The organism is Bradyrhizobium sp. WBAH42, from assembly GCF_024585265.1.
Taxonomy (GTDB): Bacteria; Pseudomonadota; Alphaproteobacteria; order Rhizobiales; family Xanthobacteraceae; genus Bradyrhizobium.
This window is the reverse complement of sequence record NZ_CP036533.1, coordinates 5,623,607-5,640,563: the sequence shown is the minus strand read 5'-3', so window position 1 is coordinate 5,640,563 and position 16,957 is coordinate 5,623,607. Positions and strand designations below refer to the sequence as shown.

13 protein-coding genes and 1 pseudogene are annotated in these 16,957 nt (G+C 65.2%); 6 read left to right on the top strand and 8 right to left on the bottom strand.

Going from position 1 to position 16,957, the window contains the following annotated elements:
* Positions 1 to 210 precede the first annotated feature (210 nt).
* Positions 211 to 1,698: pseudogene (locus DCG74_RS26385) on the top strand (porin).
* A gap of 272 nt (positions 1,699 to 1,970) precedes the next feature.
* On the opposite strand, the gene DCG74_RS26380 reads toward DCG74_RS26385, so the two are convergent.
* From DCG74_RS26380 to DCG74_RS26370, 3 genes are all read right to left on the bottom strand, one after another.
* Positions 1,971 to 2,450 carry a GcrA family cell cycle regulator gene (locus DCG74_RS26380; protein ID WP_172783474.1) on the bottom strand — a complete coding sequence of 160 codons (480 nt, stop codon included), beginning with the start codon at positions 2,448 to 2,450 and terminating at the stop codon, positions 1,971 to 1,973.
* A gap of 72 nt (positions 2,451 to 2,522) precedes the next feature.
* On the bottom strand, positions 2,523 to 2,720 hold the full coding sequence (locus DCG74_RS26375) for a hypothetical protein (protein ID WP_007603456.1): 198 nt from the start codon (positions 2,718 to 2,720) through the stop codon (positions 2,523 to 2,525).
* A 201-nt stretch (positions 2,721 to 2,921) separates the two neighbouring features.
* Positions 2,922 to 3,863, bottom strand: coding sequence for an acetamidase/formamidase family protein (locus tag DCG74_RS26370; RefSeq protein WP_172783475.1), 942 nt, complete (start codon positions 3,861 to 3,863; stop codon positions 2,922 to 2,924).
* A 195-nt stretch (positions 3,864 to 4,058) separates the two neighbouring features.
* On the opposite strand from DCG74_RS26370, the gene DCG74_RS26365 reads away from it, so the two are divergent.
* From DCG74_RS26365 to DCG74_RS26355, 3 genes are read left to right on the top strand one after another with little or no spacing between them, the layout of a single operon-like run.
* Positions 4,059 to 4,826 (top strand): YdcF family protein, encoded by a 768-nt coding sequence (locus tag DCG74_RS26365; protein ID WP_246708728.1) that lies wholly within the window; start codon positions 4,059 to 4,061, stop codon positions 4,824 to 4,826.
* A gap of 48 nt (positions 4,827 to 4,874) precedes the next feature.
* Positions 4,875 to 5,657, top strand: a complete 783-nt coding sequence (locus DCG74_RS26360) for a DUF169 domain-containing protein (protein ID WP_172783477.1) — start codon at positions 4,875 to 4,877, stop codon at positions 5,655 to 5,657.
* Positions 5,658 to 5,666: 9 nt separating this feature from the next.
* Entirely contained in the window at positions 5,667 to 6,845 is a 1,179-nt protein-coding gene (locus DCG74_RS26355) for a trans-acting enoyl reductase family protein (protein WP_172783478.1), read from the top strand.
* Positions 6,846 to 6,958: 113 nt separating this feature from the next.
* Here the strand turns inward: DCG74_RS26355 and DCG74_RS26350 are convergent, their stop codons facing one another.
* A complete protein-coding gene (locus DCG74_RS26350) occupies positions 6,959 to 8,155 on the bottom strand; it encodes an FAD-dependent monooxygenase (RefSeq protein WP_172783479.1) in 1,197 nt (398 codons plus the stop codon).
* Positions 8,156 to 8,302: 147 nt separating this feature from the next.
* Here DCG74_RS26350 and DCG74_RS26345 point away from each other — a divergent pair, with 147 nt between their 5' ends.
* Complete coding sequence (locus tag DCG74_RS26345) at positions 8,303 to 8,779, top strand: MarR family winged helix-turn-helix transcriptional regulator (RefSeq protein ID WP_172783813.1); 477 nt, start codon at positions 8,303 to 8,305, stop codon at positions 8,777 to 8,779.
* Here DCG74_RS26345 and DCG74_RS26340 read toward each other — a convergent pair.
* The 3 genes from DCG74_RS26340 to DCG74_RS26330 form a co-directional block, all read right to left on the bottom strand.
* A complete protein-coding gene (locus DCG74_RS26340) occupies positions 8,748 to 10,004 on the bottom strand; it encodes an O-antigen ligase (RefSeq protein WP_172783480.1) in 1,257 nt (418 codons plus the stop codon). The genes DCG74_RS26345 and DCG74_RS26340 overlap by 32 nt on opposite strands.
* 153 nt (positions 10,005 to 10,157) lie before the next feature.
* Positions 10,158 to 11,708 carry an undecaprenyl-phosphate glucose phosphotransferase gene (locus tag DCG74_RS26335; protein ID WP_172783481.1) on the bottom strand — a complete coding sequence of 517 codons (1,551 nt, stop codon included), beginning with the start codon at positions 11,706 to 11,708 and terminating at the stop codon, positions 10,158 to 10,160.
* A gap of 118 nt (positions 11,709 to 11,826) precedes the next feature.
* Positions 11,827 to 12,960 (bottom strand): glycosyltransferase family 4 protein, encoded by a 1,134-nt coding sequence (locus DCG74_RS26330; RefSeq protein ID WP_172783482.1) that lies wholly within the window; start codon positions 12,958 to 12,960, stop codon positions 11,827 to 11,829.
* Positions 12,961 to 13,161: 201 nt separating this feature from the next.
* Here DCG74_RS26330 and DCG74_RS26325 point away from each other — a divergent pair, with 201 nt between their 5' ends.
* The gene (locus DCG74_RS26325) at positions 13,162 to 15,462 is read left to right on the top strand and encodes an exopolysaccharide transport family protein (RefSeq protein WP_172783483.1); all 2,301 of its coding nucleotides are present in this window, start codon (positions 13,162 to 13,164) and stop codon (positions 15,460 to 15,462) included.
* 306 nt (positions 15,463 to 15,768) lie between these two features.
* Here the strand turns inward: DCG74_RS26325 and DCG74_RS26320 are convergent, their stop codons facing one another.
* Positions 15,769 to 16,950 (bottom strand): GNAT family N-acetyltransferase, encoded by a 1,182-nt coding sequence (locus DCG74_RS26320; RefSeq protein WP_172783484.1) that lies wholly within the window; start codon positions 16,948 to 16,950, stop codon positions 15,769 to 15,771.
* Between the last annotated feature and the right edge of the window lie 7 nt (positions 16,951 to 16,957).

The following is a 16,957-nucleotide window of genomic DNA, read 5'->3' as shown; positions in this document are numbered from 1 at the left end:
AACTATTTTGATTAACGGAACTGTGCGGGCATATTGATCCGTGACGGTGGGGGGTTCTCGATCGTCCCGTTGCAGGTGGTTCGCTCACGTCCCTCGCGAATGCGGGTACGTCCGAAAACGCGAAGCGGCCGAGCGGATTTGATGAAGAGACGGGGATCTGGGGGGCCGCACGGTCCGGTCTCCGTCAAATGAGCAACTTGGAGGTTTTAAATGAAAATGGTGAAGAGCCTTTTGCTCGGCACTGCGGCGACCCTGATCGCCGTCGGTGGAGCTCAGGCGGCTGATCTTCCGGTCAAGGCCAAGGCGGTCGAATACGTGAAGATCTGCTCGCTGTACGGCGCAGGTTTCTACTACATCCCGGGCACCGACACCTGCATCAAGCTGGGTGGTTACGTCCGCGCTGACATGCTTCTCGGCGGCGGCGGCGACTATGGCTTCAGGAACAGCTCGAGCACTGTGAACGGCGGGTCCAACAACCGTCTGACCAACTACTATTTCAGCCGCGCTCGTTTCGACTTCAACGTCGACACGCGCACGGCGACCGAATACGGCGTCGTTCGCACCTACGCCGACGCGGTCTTCAGCTATGACTCTACGAACGTCACCGGCAGCAATCCCTCGGCGTTCTCGGCCAGTTCGGCTTCGCTCGGCCTCTAGCATGCGTTCATTCAGTTCGCGGGCTTCACCTTCGGCCGCACGGTCTCGATCTTCGACGCTCCTTGGCAGAGCTATCCGGCTGGCGGCCCCGATACCATTCCGGGCGGCTCCAACCACGTCAACGGCGTGAACCAGGTTGCCTACACGGCTGACTTCGGCCAGGGCATCACTGCTTCGTTTGCGCTGCAGGACGAGACCTCGGCGAATAATGGTCAGTCGAACCTCTGGAACGTGTCCTCGGGCACGGCTGCTCAGTTCGTGACCGGCGTCTATGGCGCCAGCGCCTGGGGCGGCACGCGTTCGCCCGAAATCATCGGTCAGGTTCGTGTCGACCAGGCCTGGGGCATGGCTCAGCTGTCGGTTGCCGCGCATGAGCTCCATGCAGCCTATTACGGCGCGACCGAAGTCTCCGGTCATCCCTCCGACAAGTGGGGCTGGGCCGTGCAGGGCGCTTTGTCGATCAAGAACATCCCGACCGGCGCGGGTGACGTCATCAACCTGCAGGCTGTCTACACGGACGGCGCGACGCGCTACAACTTCCAGAGCCTGTTCCCGCAGAGCTTCTTCATGTTCAGCGGAAGCAGCAATGGCGCGTATCAGAGCACCGGGTTCGCCGGTCTGGCTGACGGCGTGTTCGGAACGGCTACCGGCATCGATACCGTCAAGACCTGGGGCGTCCGTGGTGGCTACACCCACAACTGGAGCCCGAACTGGGCGAGCGCAGTGTACGGTGGTTATGCCCAGCTGAGGTACGGCACGACAGGCAAAGGCCTGATCTGCACCAACTTCGCTGCGATCGCCGTGGCCGGTGCGACCTGTAATCCGGACTTCAACTTCGCGGTGGTCGGTGTCAACACCGTGTGGACCCCCGTCAAGAACCTGGCGTTCACGGCCGACTTGAGCTGGTCGCGTCTGGACCAGAAGTACTCTGGCTCCATCGCCAGCCCGGGCATTGCCTCGGCTGCGAAGCCGGCGGCCGTGTACGAGCTGAAGGACCAGAACTCGGTCAGCATGCTGCTGCGCGCTCAGCGCAACTTCTGATCATCGATCGCGCAATCGATCGGAGAACCCCGGCGGGAAACCGCCGGGGTTTTTTCATGGGCATTTGTCTTCTGAAAAATCGAATTGCCGTTGCGGAACACGAAGGCGAGCCATGCGATTCGATGGCGTCAAACTTATTTACTTACTTGAGCTACTAAGCTATATAGCTTTCAGCCAGATACGAAAGTTGCGGCTCTTAGCTTCATGCTAAGCCTCCAGAAACCTCCGGCGATGCCCCGCCGGAGGTTTTTTGCGTTGAGATGCGGCCAACGTCAGCCGCGTATCGCGCGGGCGCGCACAGGCGGCCGGTAGGCGAGGCGGCTATGGCCGGCGCAATAGGGCTGGCCGTCCGGCGCCGTGTTGCCGCAGAAGCAGAAATCGTCTGCGCCCGGCGTCGAGATCGGCCAGCGGCAGCGATTCTCGGACAGCTCCAGCAGCGAGCAGCGGTTGGCCTCGTCGATCGGGCCTGCAAGTACCGGCGCATCGGTCTCGCCATAGATCGTGGCGAGCATCTCGTATTGGAGCCGCGGCACGGCCTTGCGCACCCGCGCCGGAGCCAGGCCTCTGTCCTGAACCTTGCGGTCGTCGACCGTCCGGCCGCGCGTCAGATTCAGGCGCGACAATTTGCCGATCACCGCGTTGCGGCTGACGCCGATGTCGGCGGCGATCTCGCGACAGGAGAGGCCGGCCTCGAAGTGCTGCTTCAGGAGTTCAATTCGTTCGTCGGTCCAGGTGGGTGAGAGAACAGGCATGTGTCACGGTCCCAGGTTGCAGATGTGGCCATCCGCCTTCCGAGATCCGTCCGCCTCACGTTCGGCGCGCGCTCACGTTCTGCCGTTGTCGCGAATCGACAGCAGTCCGTCCTTGATGGCGAGACGGATGCCTTCCTCGATCAAGGTACGTGCGACGCCGGGAACGCTGGTGCCGTGGGTGCCCTGTCTCACCAGCTTCTCCAGGTAGGTGATGGTCGAGAGCGCCAAGGTTACGGGAATGCGGTCAGTCTCGGCTTTTTCGGTGGCCATGGCCCGAACGCTAGCCTCTTACTCGGGTACATAAAAGTAACGATTAAGACTCTATTTAGGTTCGGGGGTGGAAGTCAAATACGGGCTGGGCGTGACGCTCAGCATGTTGGAATCGCACGGGAAATTATCCGCGCCTCGGCGCGCCGCGCGGCAGACTAGGCGGCGGGGGGGCGTCAAGCGGTCGGGGAAGGGCGGCCCGGCTCAGCCGTGCACGATCGCCTTTTCGATCATGCAATGGATGCCTTTGGCGCCGTTGACAGTCTGGGTCACCCGGAGATCGGCGGCCAGGCTGCACAGCGTGTAGGCGTCCTCGCGTGACAGATTTCGCGTCTCGCCGAGCAGCACGATCATGTCGCGCAGCGCGCGCACCACGCATTGGTCGAGATCGGGGTCCATCGCCATGGTCATGTAGTGCGTCGGCGTCTCGGCGCGGGGATAGTCGAGCTTCAGGTCCTTGCGCAGCGTCAGGCGGAAGCGGCCCTTAAGCGCGGTCTCGATCGCGGTGACGCAGACCTCGCCGTCGCCCTGCACGCCATGGCCGTCGCCGCAGGAGAACATCGCCCCCGGCACGAATACCGGCAGGTACAGCGTCGCACCGGCGCCCAGCTCCTTGTTGTCGAGATTGCCGCCCATGGCGCGCGGGATCAGCGATGAGATGCGGCCCCAGGCCGGCGGCGGCGACACGCCCATCACGCCGAAGAACGGCTTGAGCGGCAGGTCGAGGCCCCACGGCATGCGGCCGACCATCCGCGTCCGGTCGAGCGGGATGTTCAGGATCCGCGTCTCGTGAAAATCGTCGGGCAGGGTGCCGGACAGCGGCTTGATCAAGTTCCAGCCCCAATCCTGCCGGAGCTGCACGTCGAGGATCTCGACCGCAAGCACGTCGCCGGGCTCGGCCCCCTCGACCGCGATCGGACCGGTGAGGATGTGGCCCGGCAGCATGCGCTCGCTTGTGGCATGAACCTGGTGCATTTCGGGCGGAATGTGAAACTTGTCCCGATCAGGCAGCACATCAGGCCCGCCGCTGATGGTGTCGACCGTCACCTCGTCGCCGCTGGCCACGGTGAGGACGGGCTTGAGTGCGGCTTCGAAGAAGCCCCAATGGCGGGTTCCGGGGCTGGAATGCAGGTGATGATGGGTCATGTGCCGCGTCCGCTTTCGTTTCATCAGCGCGGGCTTGACCCGGCGATCGATCCTCTTTCAAGAAGATTTCTGAAGATGGCGGGGCCGGTCAAGCCCCGCACAGACCGGCCAGGTCAATTCAGGCCGGTCATTCAGACCAGTGATTTCAGCGAGGCTCCCCTGTTTTTCGTTCTTTCCAAGACCTTGGGCACCGCGCTGCTGCCGATCAATCTCCTGGTCGAGCTCGGAATTGTGGCTGTGGTGTTGATGGGGACACGCTTTGCCGCATTTGGCCGCAGGCTTGCGATAACGACGCTGGTGCTGCTGGCGCTCGCGGCGTTCTCGCCGCTCGGCAATCTCCTGCTCTATCCGCTGGAGTCGCGCTTCCCGCCCTGGGACGCCGCGCGCGGCGAGCCCGACGGCATTATCGTGCTCGGCGGCTCGGTCGACACCGATCTATCGGCGGCGCATCGCACGCCGGTCGTCGCGCGCGCGGCCGATCGCCTGTTTGCGCCGGCCGAGCTTGCGCGCCGCTATCCCCATGCGCGCATCGCCTTCACCGGAGGCACCGCGAACCTGATGTCGACCGAGGCCAGGGAGGCCGACTATTCCGCGCCGATCCTGGAGAATCTCGGCATCGCGAAGGACCGCCTGATCCTCGAACGTCACTCCCGCAACACCTGGGAGAATGCGATTTTCACCAAGCAATTGGTCGCGCCAAAGCCCGGCGAGCGCTGGCTCCTGGTGACGTCGGCCTTCCACATGCCGCGCTCGATGGGAATCTTCCGCAAGGCCGGATTTGACGTCGAGGCCTATCCGGTGGACTGGCGGATGGGAGGACGCGACGATCTGTTCTCCTTCACCAATATGGGCGCGGACGGGCTCGGCCGAACGGAAGTCGCCATTCGCGAGTGGATTGGTCTCGTGGCCTACCGCCTGATGGGCAGGACCGGCGAGTTGCTTCCGGGACCGGGCAAGGACTAGAACGAGGCCACAAGAACACGGCGCGCGATCGCCGGCGCGGAGGAAGCCATGCAACAGCAGAGTGCGGACAGGATCGATCTCGCCGGCCTCGTCGCCGATCTCAACAGCCTCTTGCGGCTGAAGACGAATGTGATCGGCATGAAGCTGTTCGCGAGCGTCGCGGAGATGGAGGCGATCCCGAAGATCCGCCGTCCGAACGCAATTCACACCACCGACCAGATCGTCAGCATGGCCGCGCGCCTGGGCTGGACCGTCGGTATCACCGCCGACGATCTCGTAGGCGCGCAATGCCGCGCGGTGATCGGTCTCAGCCCCCAGGACGAGAAATGGCTCGCCGGCGAAAACTATGTCGGGGTCTGGCACGGCACCGCGGAAGACGCGCGCAAGCGCCAGGAGGCGCTGGACGTGGTTCCGTTCGGACACTATCAGGCGCTCGTCGTCAGTCCGCTGGCGAGCGGCCGGCTCGATCCGCCCGACATCTGCCTCGTCTATGCAACGCCCGGGCAGATGATCATCCTGATCAACGGGCTGCAATATACCGGCTACAAGAAGTTCGAATGGGGTGTGGTCGGCGAGACCGCCTGTGCGGATTCCTGGGGGCGGGCGCTCAAGACCGGGGAGCCCAGCCTGTCCTTGCCATGCTATGCCGAACGGCGCTATGGCGGCGTGCCGGACGAGGAGATGCTGATGGCGCTGAAGCCCTCGCATCTCGCCAAGGCAATTGAAGGCATGAAGGCGCTGGCGAAGAACGGCCTGCGCTATCCGATCCCGCCCTATGGCATTCAAAGCGACGTCCGTGCCGGCATGGGCGTGAGTTATGCGAAGAAGTAAAGGCCGATCATGAGCTCTGCGAAATTCGACATCGTCGTCTACGGCGCGACCGGTTTCACCGGCCAGCTCGTCGCCGAATATCTGGCGGCACATTACAAGGACGACAAGGCGCTCAAATGGGCGATGGCGGGCCGCAGCCTCGACAAGCTGAAATCGGTGCGCGATACGATCGGCGCGCCGGCCGACACGCCGCTGATCGTCGCGGACGCGTCGGACGCGGCGTCGCTGAAGGCGATGGTAGCGCAGACCAAATCGGTGATCACGACGGTCGGTCCGTATCAGCTCTATGGCGAGGATCTGTTAGCTGCCTGCGTCGCTGCGGGTGCGGATTATTTCGATCTCTGCGGCGAGCCGGTGTGGATGCGGCAGATGATCGACAAGTACGAGGCGGCGGCCAAGGCGAGCGGCGCGCGCATCGTGTTCTCCTGCGGCTATGATTCCGTGCCGTTCGAGCTCGGCACCTTCTTCGTGCAGGAAGAGGCCAGGCGCGTGTTCGGCGCGCCGGCGCCGCGCGTGAAAGGCCGCGTGCGCGACATGCGCGGCACGCTGTCAGGCGGCACCGCGGCGAGCGCGAAGGCGACCTTCGATGCCGTCGCCAAGGACCTCAGCCTCGTCGCCATCCTCAACGACCATTTCGCGCTGACGCCCGGCTTCACCGGCCCGAAGCAGCCGAAGGGCAACAGGGCCGTCTTTGAGGAGGACCTGCAGTCCTGGGCCGCGCCGTTCATGATGGCGCTGATCAACACGCGCAACGTCCACCGCTCCAACATGCTGATGGGCTTTCCCTACGGCCAGGACTTTGTCTACGACGAGATGGTCCTGACCGGCGCCGGCGAGAAGGGCGAGGCCAACGCCAAGCGCGTCATGGCGGCCAATGCCGAGAAGACCGGGCCGAACGCGCCGAAGCCGGGCGAGGGGCCGTCGAAGGAGGAGCGGGAGAACGGCCTGTTCAACCTGCTCTATGTCGCGATCGCCCCCGACGGCCGCATGGTCCGCGCCGGCGTCACCGGTGATCGCGATCCCGGCTACGGCTCGACCTCCAAGGTGATCTCCGAATGCGCGATCTGCCTGCTGCGTGATGCGAGGGACGTTCCCGCCGGCGTCTGGACGCCGGGCGCGGCGATGCAGCACAAGCTGATCAAGCGGCTGCAGGACAACGCGGGGCTGACGTTCAGGGTGGAGAGCTAATTCGGTATCGTAGGGTGGGCAAAGCGGAGCGTGCCCACCGCTTCTATTGCGATTGCGGAGAGATGGTGGGCACGGCGCAAGTGCGCCTTTGCCCACCCTACAGCAGCGGAGTCCTACGCCGCCCGCGCGTCATACGCGTACATGAAGTCCATGCCCTTGGCGCCGAGCGGCAGCAGCCATTTCAGCATCTGATTGCGGACCCAGGCGCCGGTGGCGCTGAACTCGCGCTTGCTGTTGCCGTTGCGACGGGCCATGGCAACGATCTTCTCGGTGCGCGGGCGGCGCTCGGCCTCGAAAGCCTGGAAGGTGGCGCCGAGCTCCTGGCCCTCCTGCATCAGCCGCGCGAAGCGCATCGCGTCCTCCAGCGCGAGCGAGGCGCCTTGGCCGGCATGGGGGCTGGTTGCGTGCGCGGCATCGCCGATCAAGAGCGAACGCTTGCGCGACCAGGTCGGCAGGGTCGCGACATCGAGCGTGTCGGTGACGACGATGCTCTCGGCCGCTTCGATGATGGCGGGAATCGGATCATGCCAGCCGCGATGGAAGCCGCGCAGATGCTGCTTCAGCGTCGCAGGGTCAAGCGCGCGGAACATCGCCGCGCCCATGCCGTGCGCGGGCTGCGTGCTCCACCACATCAGGCCGTCGTTCGGATCCGGGCTGCAATAGCCATAGCCGAAGAAGCCGCTCTGGCCGAAGGTGGTCTCGACATGCCGGCCGATCGGCCTGCCGTCGAGGACGGCGTACGGCACGAAGCCGCCGAAGCCGATCAGGCCGGTGTCGAACGGCTGCGGGCCATCAGGCACGACCTGGCGGCGCACGACCGAGTGGACGCCGTCGGCGCCGATCAGGAAGTCGCCTTCGGCGGTGGTGCCGTCGGCGAAGTAGGCGATGATCGGCTGGTCGCCGCGGTCCTCGATCTTGATCAGGCGCTTCTCGAAATAGAGCGAGACGCAGGCGCACCAGGCCTTGTCGATCAGGATCTCGTTCAACGCGGCGCGGGCGATGTTGACGGCCGGCTGGCCGAAGCGCCGCGCCATGTCGCGATTGATCGAGCCGAGCTTCTCGCCGCGCTGCGAATAGAAGTCGAAGGCTTCCGCGACCGAGCCGCGACTGATCAGCTCCTTCGCAAGCCCGATCTCGTCCAGGACATGCATGCCGTTCGGCGCGATCTGCAGGCCGCTGCCGATACCTTTCGAATAGGGCCACGCCTCGTAGATCGCGGATTCGATGCCGGCGCGGCGCAGCAGGATTGCGGCGACGGGTCCGGCGATGCCGGCGCCGATGATCAGCGCCTTGCGGGGACGGTGGGCCATGGCTTGCTCCCGACGTTTGCGTGGTGCTAGGAGAAAATACGGTCGCTAAATATCTTAGCGACTAAGATATATATCAGCTAAGATAAGAGGCCGGTCTTGTCAAGGACGAAGGCGCGCGCGGCGCTGTTGCTGGAGCTCGAGGAGGCGATGCGCAGGTCGTCGGCGCAAGGCGTGCTCTACGGCCAGACCGTCGCCAACGTTGCCGGAATTGCCAATTCCGACCTCGAATGCATGGACATCCTGTATCTCGAGGGCCGCGTCACCGCGGGCCGGCTCGCGGAGGTCACCGGCCTGACCACCGGCGCGATCACCGGCGTGGTCGACCGGCTCGAGAAGGCGGGCCTCGTGCGCCGCGAGCGCGACGAGAAGGACCGCCGCAAGGTTTTCATCGCGGTCGTGCCCGAGGCGATCGCAAAGCTCGGCCAATTCTACGTGCCGATGCAGCAGGCGATGGAGAAGGTCTTTGGCGCCTATTCCGACGAGGAGCTGCGCTTGCTGCTGCGCTTTGCCAATGAGGCTTACAAGGGTGTGCTGACGGCAACCGAGGCGCTGAAGGGGCTGCTCGACACGCCGCCGGAGAAGCGGCCCGAGCTCAAGCTGAAGAAGCGTCCTCGCCAGTCCTAGTCTTGTAGGCCTGCGCGGCCGCGATCATGCCCCACACCGCGCCCAGCATCATCCAGAAGTGCCGCCAGTGGTCGGTGTCGATCACGAAGCTTTCGCCGACGGTGCCGAGGAAGGCGGAAAACACCGCGAGGTATGCGCGCTGCCACGGCACAGGGATGAAGACGTGGCGGAACCCCATGATGACGGTGGTGAAGACCAGCGCGGGATAGCACACGCCGGACAGCCAGCCGCCGGACATGAAGGCGTTGAGGTAGGAGTTGTGAGTGTCTTCGGGGAAGTAGCGGTGGAATTGCAATGGGCCGATGCCGAACGGCAGGTCGAGCGCCATCTCCGCGCCGAGGATGTGGCGGCCGAAGCGGCCGAAGCGGCCTTCGTCATAACTCTGGTCGAAGCTCGCGCGCTGCTTGAACATCTCCGCGGTGGCATCAAGCGACAGCAGCACGGCGATCAGCGCGAGGCCGAGCACCGCGGCGACGATCGCCATGATGACGATGCGCGAGCGCTGCGCGTTGGTGCGGCTGGTCAGCACCATCAGCGCCAGCATGAAGGCGGAGGTCAGCACCAGGCCGCCCCAGGCGGCGCGCGAGAAGGCGAGCAGGATCGCCAGCGACATGATGCCGAAGGCGATGACATTGCGGAAGGCCTTGGCCAATTTGTCGGAGACCACGCTCTGGAGCGCGAACAGCGCCGGCAGGATCAGGAAGGCGCCGAGCACGTTCGGGTCCTTGAACGTGCCGCGCGCGCGGCCGTAGAGCGTGAGCAGGTCGTTTCCCCCGGGGATCAGGTGGAAGTAGCCGGCGACTGCCAAAAGCGAGGCGATCATCGCGCCGACCACGAGGCCTCGGCGCAGCATGTCGAGCCGCGCCGTCGTGTCCTCCGAGACGACCATCGCGAAGAACACCACCGTCACCGCCATGTACCAGGAGGTCGCGATCCAGCTCACCACCTCTGACTTGTCGAACAGCGGAATCGCGCTGATCGTGTAGCCGACATTGAGCAGGACCAGCAGCAGCACCAGCGGCATCAGCACGAGCTTCAGCCGCAGGCCGGTGGCGAAGAAGGTGATGGCGGCGAGCAGCGTGGCGATCTCGTAGGGGCTCGGCTCGATGAACACGATCGCGCCAGAGGCGCCGACCAGCCACACCATCGCGCGCTGCAGCGCCAGCACGCCGGGCGCAGCCGGTGCGGCTACGTTCACTCCACCGGCTGTCGCCGCATACATCATCACACGCTCTACGCTACTCTTAACGCTACAAATACAGCTGTCATCGCCCGGCTTGACCGGGCGATCCAGTACGCCCCGGCGGCCATTTGCGGAAAATCACTGGCGCCGCGGCGTACTGGATGCCCCGGTCAAGCCGGGGCATGACAGAGAAACTCAATACGCGTTCTCGTTCTTGGTCAGCAGCGAGATCGGCGTCTTCAGGAGAATGACGAGGTCGAACAGCACCGACCAGTTCTCGATGTAATAGAGGTCGAACTCGACGCGCTTCTGGATCTTCTCTTCGTTGTCGATCTCGCCGCGCCAGCCGTTGATCTGGGCCCAGCCGGTGATGCCCGGCTTGACGCGGTGGCGGGCGAAATAGCCGTCCACGGCTTCGTCGAACAGGCGGCTCTGGAGCTTGCCCTGCACCGCATGCGGGCGCGGGCCGACCAGCGAGAGATTGCCTGAAAACACCACGTTGAAGAGCTGCGGCAGCTCGTCCAGGCTGGTCTTACGGATGAAGCGGCCGACGCGGGTGACGCGCGGATCGTTCTTGGTCACGACCTTGGAGGCGGTCGGATCGGCCTGATGGTGGTACATCGAACGGAACTTGTAGACGTCGATGCGCTCGTTGTTGAAGCCGAAGCGCTTCTGGCGGAACAGCACCGGGCCGGGGCTGTCGAGCTTGACGGCCAGCGCAACCAATCCCATCACCGGCAGGGCTGCGAGCAGCGCGAGGCTGCCGACGATGCGGTCGAACAGCCATTTCATCACGAGGTCCCAATCGGTGATCGGCGCCTCGAACACGTCGAGCGTCGGCACCTCACCTAGATAGGAATAGGAGCGGGGCCGGAAGCGCAGCTTGTTGGTGTGCGCGGAGAGGCGAATGTCGACCGGGAGCACCCAGAGCTTCTTCAGCATCTCCAGGATGCGCGTCTCCGCCGAGATCGGCAGCGCGAATAGAACGAGATCGACGCGGGTGCGGCGGGCGAACTCGACGATGTCGTCGACCTTGCCGAGCTTGCGCGCGCCGGCGCAGGTGTCGAGCGCGCGGCTGTCGTTGCGGTCGTCGAACACGCCGAGCACGTGGATGTCGGAATCTTCCTGCGCCTTCAGCGCCTCGACCAGCTGCTCGCCGTTGCTGTCGGAGCCGACGATGATGGTGCGCCGGTCGAGCCGGCCCTCTCGCGCCCAGGCGCGGACCAGCGAGCGCAGCATCAGACGCTCGGCCATCAGGGCCGCGAGTCCGAGGAAGTAGAAGGCCGCCAACCACAGCCGCGAGACCTCGCTGCCGAACTTGGCGAAGAAGGAAATGCCGATGAAGAGCAGGAAGACGAACGACCAGGACGAGATCATCCGCGTCATCTGCCGGAGCTGACCACGGAACAGCTGCACCTGGTAGATGTCGGCGGCCTGGAAGCAGACCACGGCGGCGATGGCGACGGCGATGACCTCGGCTGGATAGACCCAGCTGAACGCCCCCGCGAGCGGCATGACATAGCCGAGATAGACCGCGATACCGACGAGGCTCAGCAGCGCGAAATCGGCAAGGCGCACGAAACCGGCGATCACGATCGGCGAATAGGCACGCGCGACCTTCTGGTTGACGACGTCGAGCGCCGCAGGCGAGAGCCGGCGACGGCGCTCCACGAAGGGCTGGTCAGCAGGCTTTGCCGCAGCGCTGGCCGCGGCATCGAACATCGAGCGTGCGTTGAGCGGTTCCACGGGCGTCCACGTCCATTCCAAAACCCGCGGCACGGCCTTGCGCGCCCGGGCAAGCATCCCCTGGCGCTTCGATTATCGGACAAATCGGAAGATTCTCTAAAGCCGGACTTAAGGGTGGTTAATGATTGGCAAATGCGTCGCGATAGCCGGCGAGCACGCCCTCGACCATCGCGGCCTGCGAGAAATGCGCCGAGATGCGCTCGCGCAAGGAGACCGCGCGTTGCGCGGTGGTGTGCGGATCATCGAGTGCTGCGGCGATCGCCTCTGCCATCGCTTCGGGATCGCTGGGCGCGAACAGCGCCGGGCTGTCGGCGCCCAGGATCTCGGGGATGCCGCCGATCTTGGATGCGATCATCGGAATGCCCGCCGCGCCGGCCTCGATCACCACGTAAGGCATGGAATCGCCGCGCGAGGGGACGACGAGCAGCCGCCCCTTGGAGAAGCCGTAGCGCGCCTTGACGTGACCGATGAAGCGGATGGCGCTCCCGAGGCCGAGCCGCTCGACCTGTGCCTTCAGCGCGGCCGTCTCCTCGCCGTCGCCGCCGAGCGTGAGCGTGACCTTCTTGCCGCCCTCGTGCAGGCGCGCCACGGCGTCGACCAGCAGGTCGGCGCCCTTGATGTGCCTGAACTCGCCGACATAGCAGAGGTCGGTCGCATCCTCGCCGGTAATGACCGGCTCGAATTCCTCCGGCGTCACACCGTTGAAGACGCAATGCACCACGCCCTTGGGCGTGCCGACGATGCGCTGATAGGTGTCGCGCGCAAAGGCACTCTCGAACAGGAACAGGTCCGTCGAATCCATCAGCGCACGCTCGAGCCGCGCGTAGAACTCGCCCTTGAAGGTGTTGAGCGGGTAGTGCAGCGAGCCGCCGTGCGGGGTGTAGATGCGGATCGTTTTGTCCGCGCGCCGCCGCATGCGGATGAAGGCGCCGGCCTTGGCGCCGTGGCCGTGCATCACGTCGGGCTTGAGTACGGCGATGAGCCGCCGCATGCGGAGCCATACCAGGACGTCGTCAGGCGACGGTTCGCGGCGGATCGCCATTCGGTGAACGCCGAGCTTCAAGCGCGGCGCGAGCTCGGTCAGCGCCTTGTCGGCGCGCTCGCCGCCGGTGAGGCTGTCGGCGAGGATGCCGACATGATGGCCGCGGTCGACCTGGCCGTTGGCGACGTCCAGGATGTGGCGGAAGATGCCGCCGACTGGAGCGCGCACGGCGTGAAGGATGCGAAGCGGCCGGTCGGGGGAGGGGGGCATGATCAAAACCAGCTCGACGGCGACTGCCGAACAATTGTCACGAAATAATCGCGATGGATTAAGGGGCCTCGTGGTTAACAAACGGTGACGGGCGCGCGCGCGTCAGGCGCGTGCTGTCGCGATTAACCCAGCGGCAACCTTAATGGAGTGTAATCGCCCCGGTTGAGGTAGAGTCGCAGCGTTGCCCTGCGGGAGTGTTCGATGCGTTTAGCGTTCTGGCGTGCCGGCAAGGACAAGGCTGTAATCGAGCGGGCCGTCGCGAAGTCCAAGGGCGAGGCTGCGCCCAAGATCGAAGCCACCATCGAAAAGATCGACGCCAAGATCGAAGCGAAGCCTGCGTCCGTCAGCGCGAAGCCGGGGCAAGTCGAATCCGGCGATATCGACCTGCATGCGCTCGGTGCCGCCCTGGCGCGCAAGCGCGGCTGGGTCATCGTTCCGACGGTGCTGGCGCTCGTTGCGTCCCTCGCCATCGTCAATCTCGTCACGCCGCGCTACAAGTCCGAAACCCGCATCCTGATCGACGGCCGCGAGAACGTGTTCCTGCGTCCGAACAGCGACCGCACCGAGGAGCGGCAGGCGCTCGATGCCGAGGCCGTCACCAGCCAGGTGCAGCTGGTGCTGTCGCGCGATCTCGCGCGCGAGATCATCAAGAAGAACAAGCTCGCCGAGCGCCCGGAATTCGATCCCGTCCTGCAGGGCATCTCGCCGCTGAAGTCGCTTGCCGCGCTCGTCGGCATCGGCCGCGATCCTTTCGCAATGACGCCGGAAGAGCGCGTGCTCGATTCCTATTATGAACGCCTTCAGGCCTACGCCGTCGACAAGTCGCGCGTGATCGTGGTCGAATTCCAGTCCGCCGATCCCGAGCTTGCCGCGCGCGTCGCCAACTCGATCGCCGACGGCTATCTCGTGCTGCAGCAGGCGGCGCGCCAGGAACAGGCCAAGAACGCCAGCCAATGGCTGGCCGGCGAGATCGAGAGTTTGCGCAAGAAGGTCTCGGAGGCCGAAGCCAGGGTCGAGGACTTCCGTTCCAAGTCCAGCCTGTTCGTCGGCACCAACAACACCACTCTGTCGAACCAGCAGATGGGCGAGGTCAACACCCAGCTCAACAACGCGCGCTCGATGAAGGCGGATGCAGAATCCAAGGCACGGCTGATCAAGGAGATGCTCCAGAGCGGCAAGCCGATCGAGGCATCCGAGGTCGTGAACTCCGAATTGATGCGCCGGCTGTCGGAGCAGAGGGTGACGCTGCGGGCGCAGCTCGCCGAACAATCTTCGACGCTGCTCGGCAATCATCCCCGGATCAAGGAGCTGAAGGCGCAGCTCGGCGACCTCGACAATCAGATTCGCGACGAAGCCGCCAAGATCTCGCGCTCGCTCGAGAACGACGCCCGGATCGCCAGCGGCCGGGTCGATGGCCTGACCGTGAGCCTCGAGCAGCTCAAGAAGCAGGCGGCGTCCACCAACGGCCAGGACGTCCAGCTCCGCGCGCTCGAGCGCGAAGCCAAGGCGCAGCGCGATCTGCTCGAGACTTACCTTGCCAAGTATCGCGAGGCCAACACCCGCGAGACCATCGACACCGCGCCGACCGATGGCCGCATCATCTCGCGCGCCATCGTCTCGAACACGCCGGCCTATCCGAAGAAGCTGCCGATCGTGCTGATCGCGACGATCGCCACGCTGCTGCTCTCGTCCGGCGTCGTCGTCACCGGCGAGCTGCTGCGCCAGACCGCGCCGCGCGCGGCTTTGGGCTCGGTGCGGGCGCCGGTGCGTGAGGAGCGGCTGGTCGTTCAGCGGGCCATCGAGCCCGCGTTCGACAGGGCCGGCGAACCAATATTGGATCCGGTGTTGGCGGAGCCCGCGCCGCTGCAGCCGGAGATGACGGCCGATTTGGACACCGGCGAATTCACCGAGATCGAACGTCTGGCCGACGATCTGCGTGCCGCGGGCGCCGCGGCCAAGAAGGTGACGGTGCTCGGCACCGCGCCGGGCGAAGCCATCACGCTGTCGACGCTGACGCTGGCGCGGAACCTAGCGCGCGATGCCCGCGTCGTCGTAGTCGATCTCGCCGCATCCTCGCCGACGATTGCCGCAGTCTCCGTCGATGCGCAGTCGCCGGGCCTTGCCGAGCTGATGCAGGGCGAGGCCTCGTTCGCGCAAGTCATCACCCGGGACAAGCTCTCGCGGCTGCATCTGGTCATGGCCGGCCGCCCCGGCTTCGATCGCAGCCTGCTGCAATCGCCGCGCGTCGCGCTTGCGATCGACGCGCTGCTGCGGGCCTACGATCACGTGCTGATCGACGCCGGCAGCGCCTCCGACCTTCCGGCCGAGCTGTTGACGGCGCATGCCCGCGCCGTCGTGGTGCCTGACGCCGCGATGGCAGCGGATGCGCGCGCGCAGATGTGCGAGCAGCTGAGAGCCGTCGGCTTCAGCGCGGTGACGATGCTGAGCAAGCCGGTGCAGCCGTCCGATGCCGCCGAGACGCCGCGCGTGGTGGCGGCGTAGGCGTTCTTACCCTCTCCCCTTGTGGGAGAGGGTGGCTTCGCGTAGCGAAGCCGGGTGAGGGCTCTATCCTCACGAACAATCCGGCGAGTCGAGAGAACCCCTCATCCGGCGCTTCGCGCCACCTTCTCCCACAAGGGGAGAAGGGAAGACAGAACTCGTAGGGTGGGCAAAGGCGCCCTTGCGCCGTGCCCACCGCCTGTCCAATGCAGTAACGGAAGAGGTGGGCACGCTTCCGCCTTCGCTCTTCGAGCTACGGCGGACAAGTCGCTTTGCCCACCCTACGAAATTGGCGTTTGTGGAGAGATCTTACCCGAACGCCTGCCGCAGCCGCCGGGCCATGTCGAACAGCATCTGGTTCTGCTTCACCAGCCGCTTGCCATGGCTGAGCGAGGACATCGCCATGGCCGCGAGCTTGCCGCGCGAGGTCAGGGGGACGAAGCTGTCGAAAATCGCATCGTCGTCCTTGCAGAACATCCGCTTGTAATCGTCCGAACCGATGCCGAGGTCGAGCGAGCGGTAGCCGCGCTCGCCGTAGCGGTCGATGATGTAGCGCATCAGGATCAGGCCGGGGCTGTAGCGGGCGTGCTCGGTCATCGTGTAGGTGTTGAACATCATCGAGAAGCGCGTCCCGTCGGCGACGCCGGCGAAGATCGCGATCACCTCCTCGTCGCATTCCAGCGCATGGATGTCGATGACATGACCTTCACCGCGCGGTGCAAGGCAGGCGCTGCGGACGAATTGCTCGACTCCGGGTTCGGCGAAGACGTTCGGGAGCTTCTGCTCCGCCATCCGCGCCGGCTTGACGCGGAAGAACCAGTCGAGCAGGCGGGTGATGTCTGCGTCTGACGTCGCCAGGTGATAGCGATAGCCGGCGAGGGACTGAAGCTTCTTTTCCTTGCTCTTGAGGCGGCGGCGGAGGGAATTGCTGATCCGCGATGCCGGCGGGCCGCCCGGCTCCATCAGCAGCCGCGGACAGGCGTTGATCGCGCGCTGCCGCGGCAGGGCTGCAAACGGGTTCTGCTGGTCGTGCCAGCGCTCGGGCTGCTGCGTCAGCGCGAGCACGTCGACGTGCTCACCCAGCGGCGCAAGCAGTGCATCGAGATCGGCGCCGGCGGCCTCTGCCGCGAACTCGGCGTTCCACAGGCCCATATTGAAGGTCGTGTGCTTGCCGCCCATGAAGCAGGCGGTGCGCATGCCGTGGCGCTCGCGCAGCGAGAGCGGCAGCAGCAGGAGCGGCCGGCGCTCGGCGTCGCGGGCGATCACGATGAACGGCCGCGCACCTTCGTGGGCGCCGACCAGTCGCTGCCACGGACTGAGCAGGTCGAAGCGCTGGTAGGGCGTGAAGAGATGGCCGTGTTCCTCGAAGGCACGCCAGACCGCCTCGGCCTCGGCGAGATCGGTGACGATATCGACCTGCGCAATACGGCTCGCTTTCGACCGCGCTGGCGCTTCTGCCGTCCGGCTTTGCATCGCCGCAGCCATGGTCATTCGCGAA

What these genes read in the sequence shown, in the direction of transcription:
- DCG74_RS26340 (WP_172783480.1), bottom strand. Translation starts at nt 10,004, where the DNA reads ATGATGTATGCGGCGACAGCCGGTGGAGTGAACGTAGCCGCACCGGCT.
- DCG74_RS26355 (WP_172783478.1), top strand. Translation starts at nt 5,667, where the DNA reads ATGAGCTCTGCGAAATTCGACATCGTCGTCTACGGCGCGACCGGTTTC.
- DCG74_RS26370 (WP_172783475.1), bottom strand. Translation starts at nt 3,863, where the DNA reads ATGACCCATCATCACCTGCATTCCAGCCCCGGAACCCGCCATTGGGGC.
- DCG74_RS26380 (WP_172783474.1), bottom strand. Translation starts at nt 2,450, where the DNA reads ATGCCTGTTCTCTCACCCACCTGGACCGACGAACGAATTGAACTCCTG.
- DCG74_RS26360 (WP_172783477.1), top strand. Translation starts at nt 4,875, where the DNA reads ATGCAACAGCAGAGTGCGGACAGGATCGATCTCGCCGGCCTCGTCGCC.
- DCG74_RS26350 (WP_172783479.1), bottom strand. Translation starts at nt 8,155, where the DNA reads ATGGCCCACCGTCCCCGCAAGGCGCTGATCATCGGCGCCGGCATCGCC.
- DCG74_RS26345 (WP_172783813.1), top strand. Translation starts at nt 8,303, where the DNA reads ATGCGCAGGTCGTCGGCGCAAGGCGTGCTCTACGGCCAGACCGTCGCC.
- DCG74_RS26325 (WP_172783483.1), top strand. Translation starts at nt 13,162, where the DNA reads ATGCGTTTAGCGTTCTGGCGTGCCGGCAAGGACAAGGCTGTAATCGAG.
- DCG74_RS26330 (WP_172783482.1), bottom strand. Translation starts at nt 12,960, where the DNA reads ATGCCCCCCTCCCCCGACCGGCCGCTTCGCATCCTTCACGCCGTGCGC.
- DCG74_RS26320 (WP_172783484.1), bottom strand. Translation starts at nt 16,950, where the DNA reads ATGACCATGGCTGCGGCGATGCAAAGCCGGACGGCAGAAGCGCCAGCG.
- DCG74_RS26375 (WP_007603456.1), bottom strand. Translation starts at nt 2,720, where the DNA reads ATGGCCACCGAAAAAGCCGAGACTGACCGCATTCCCGTAACCTTGGCG.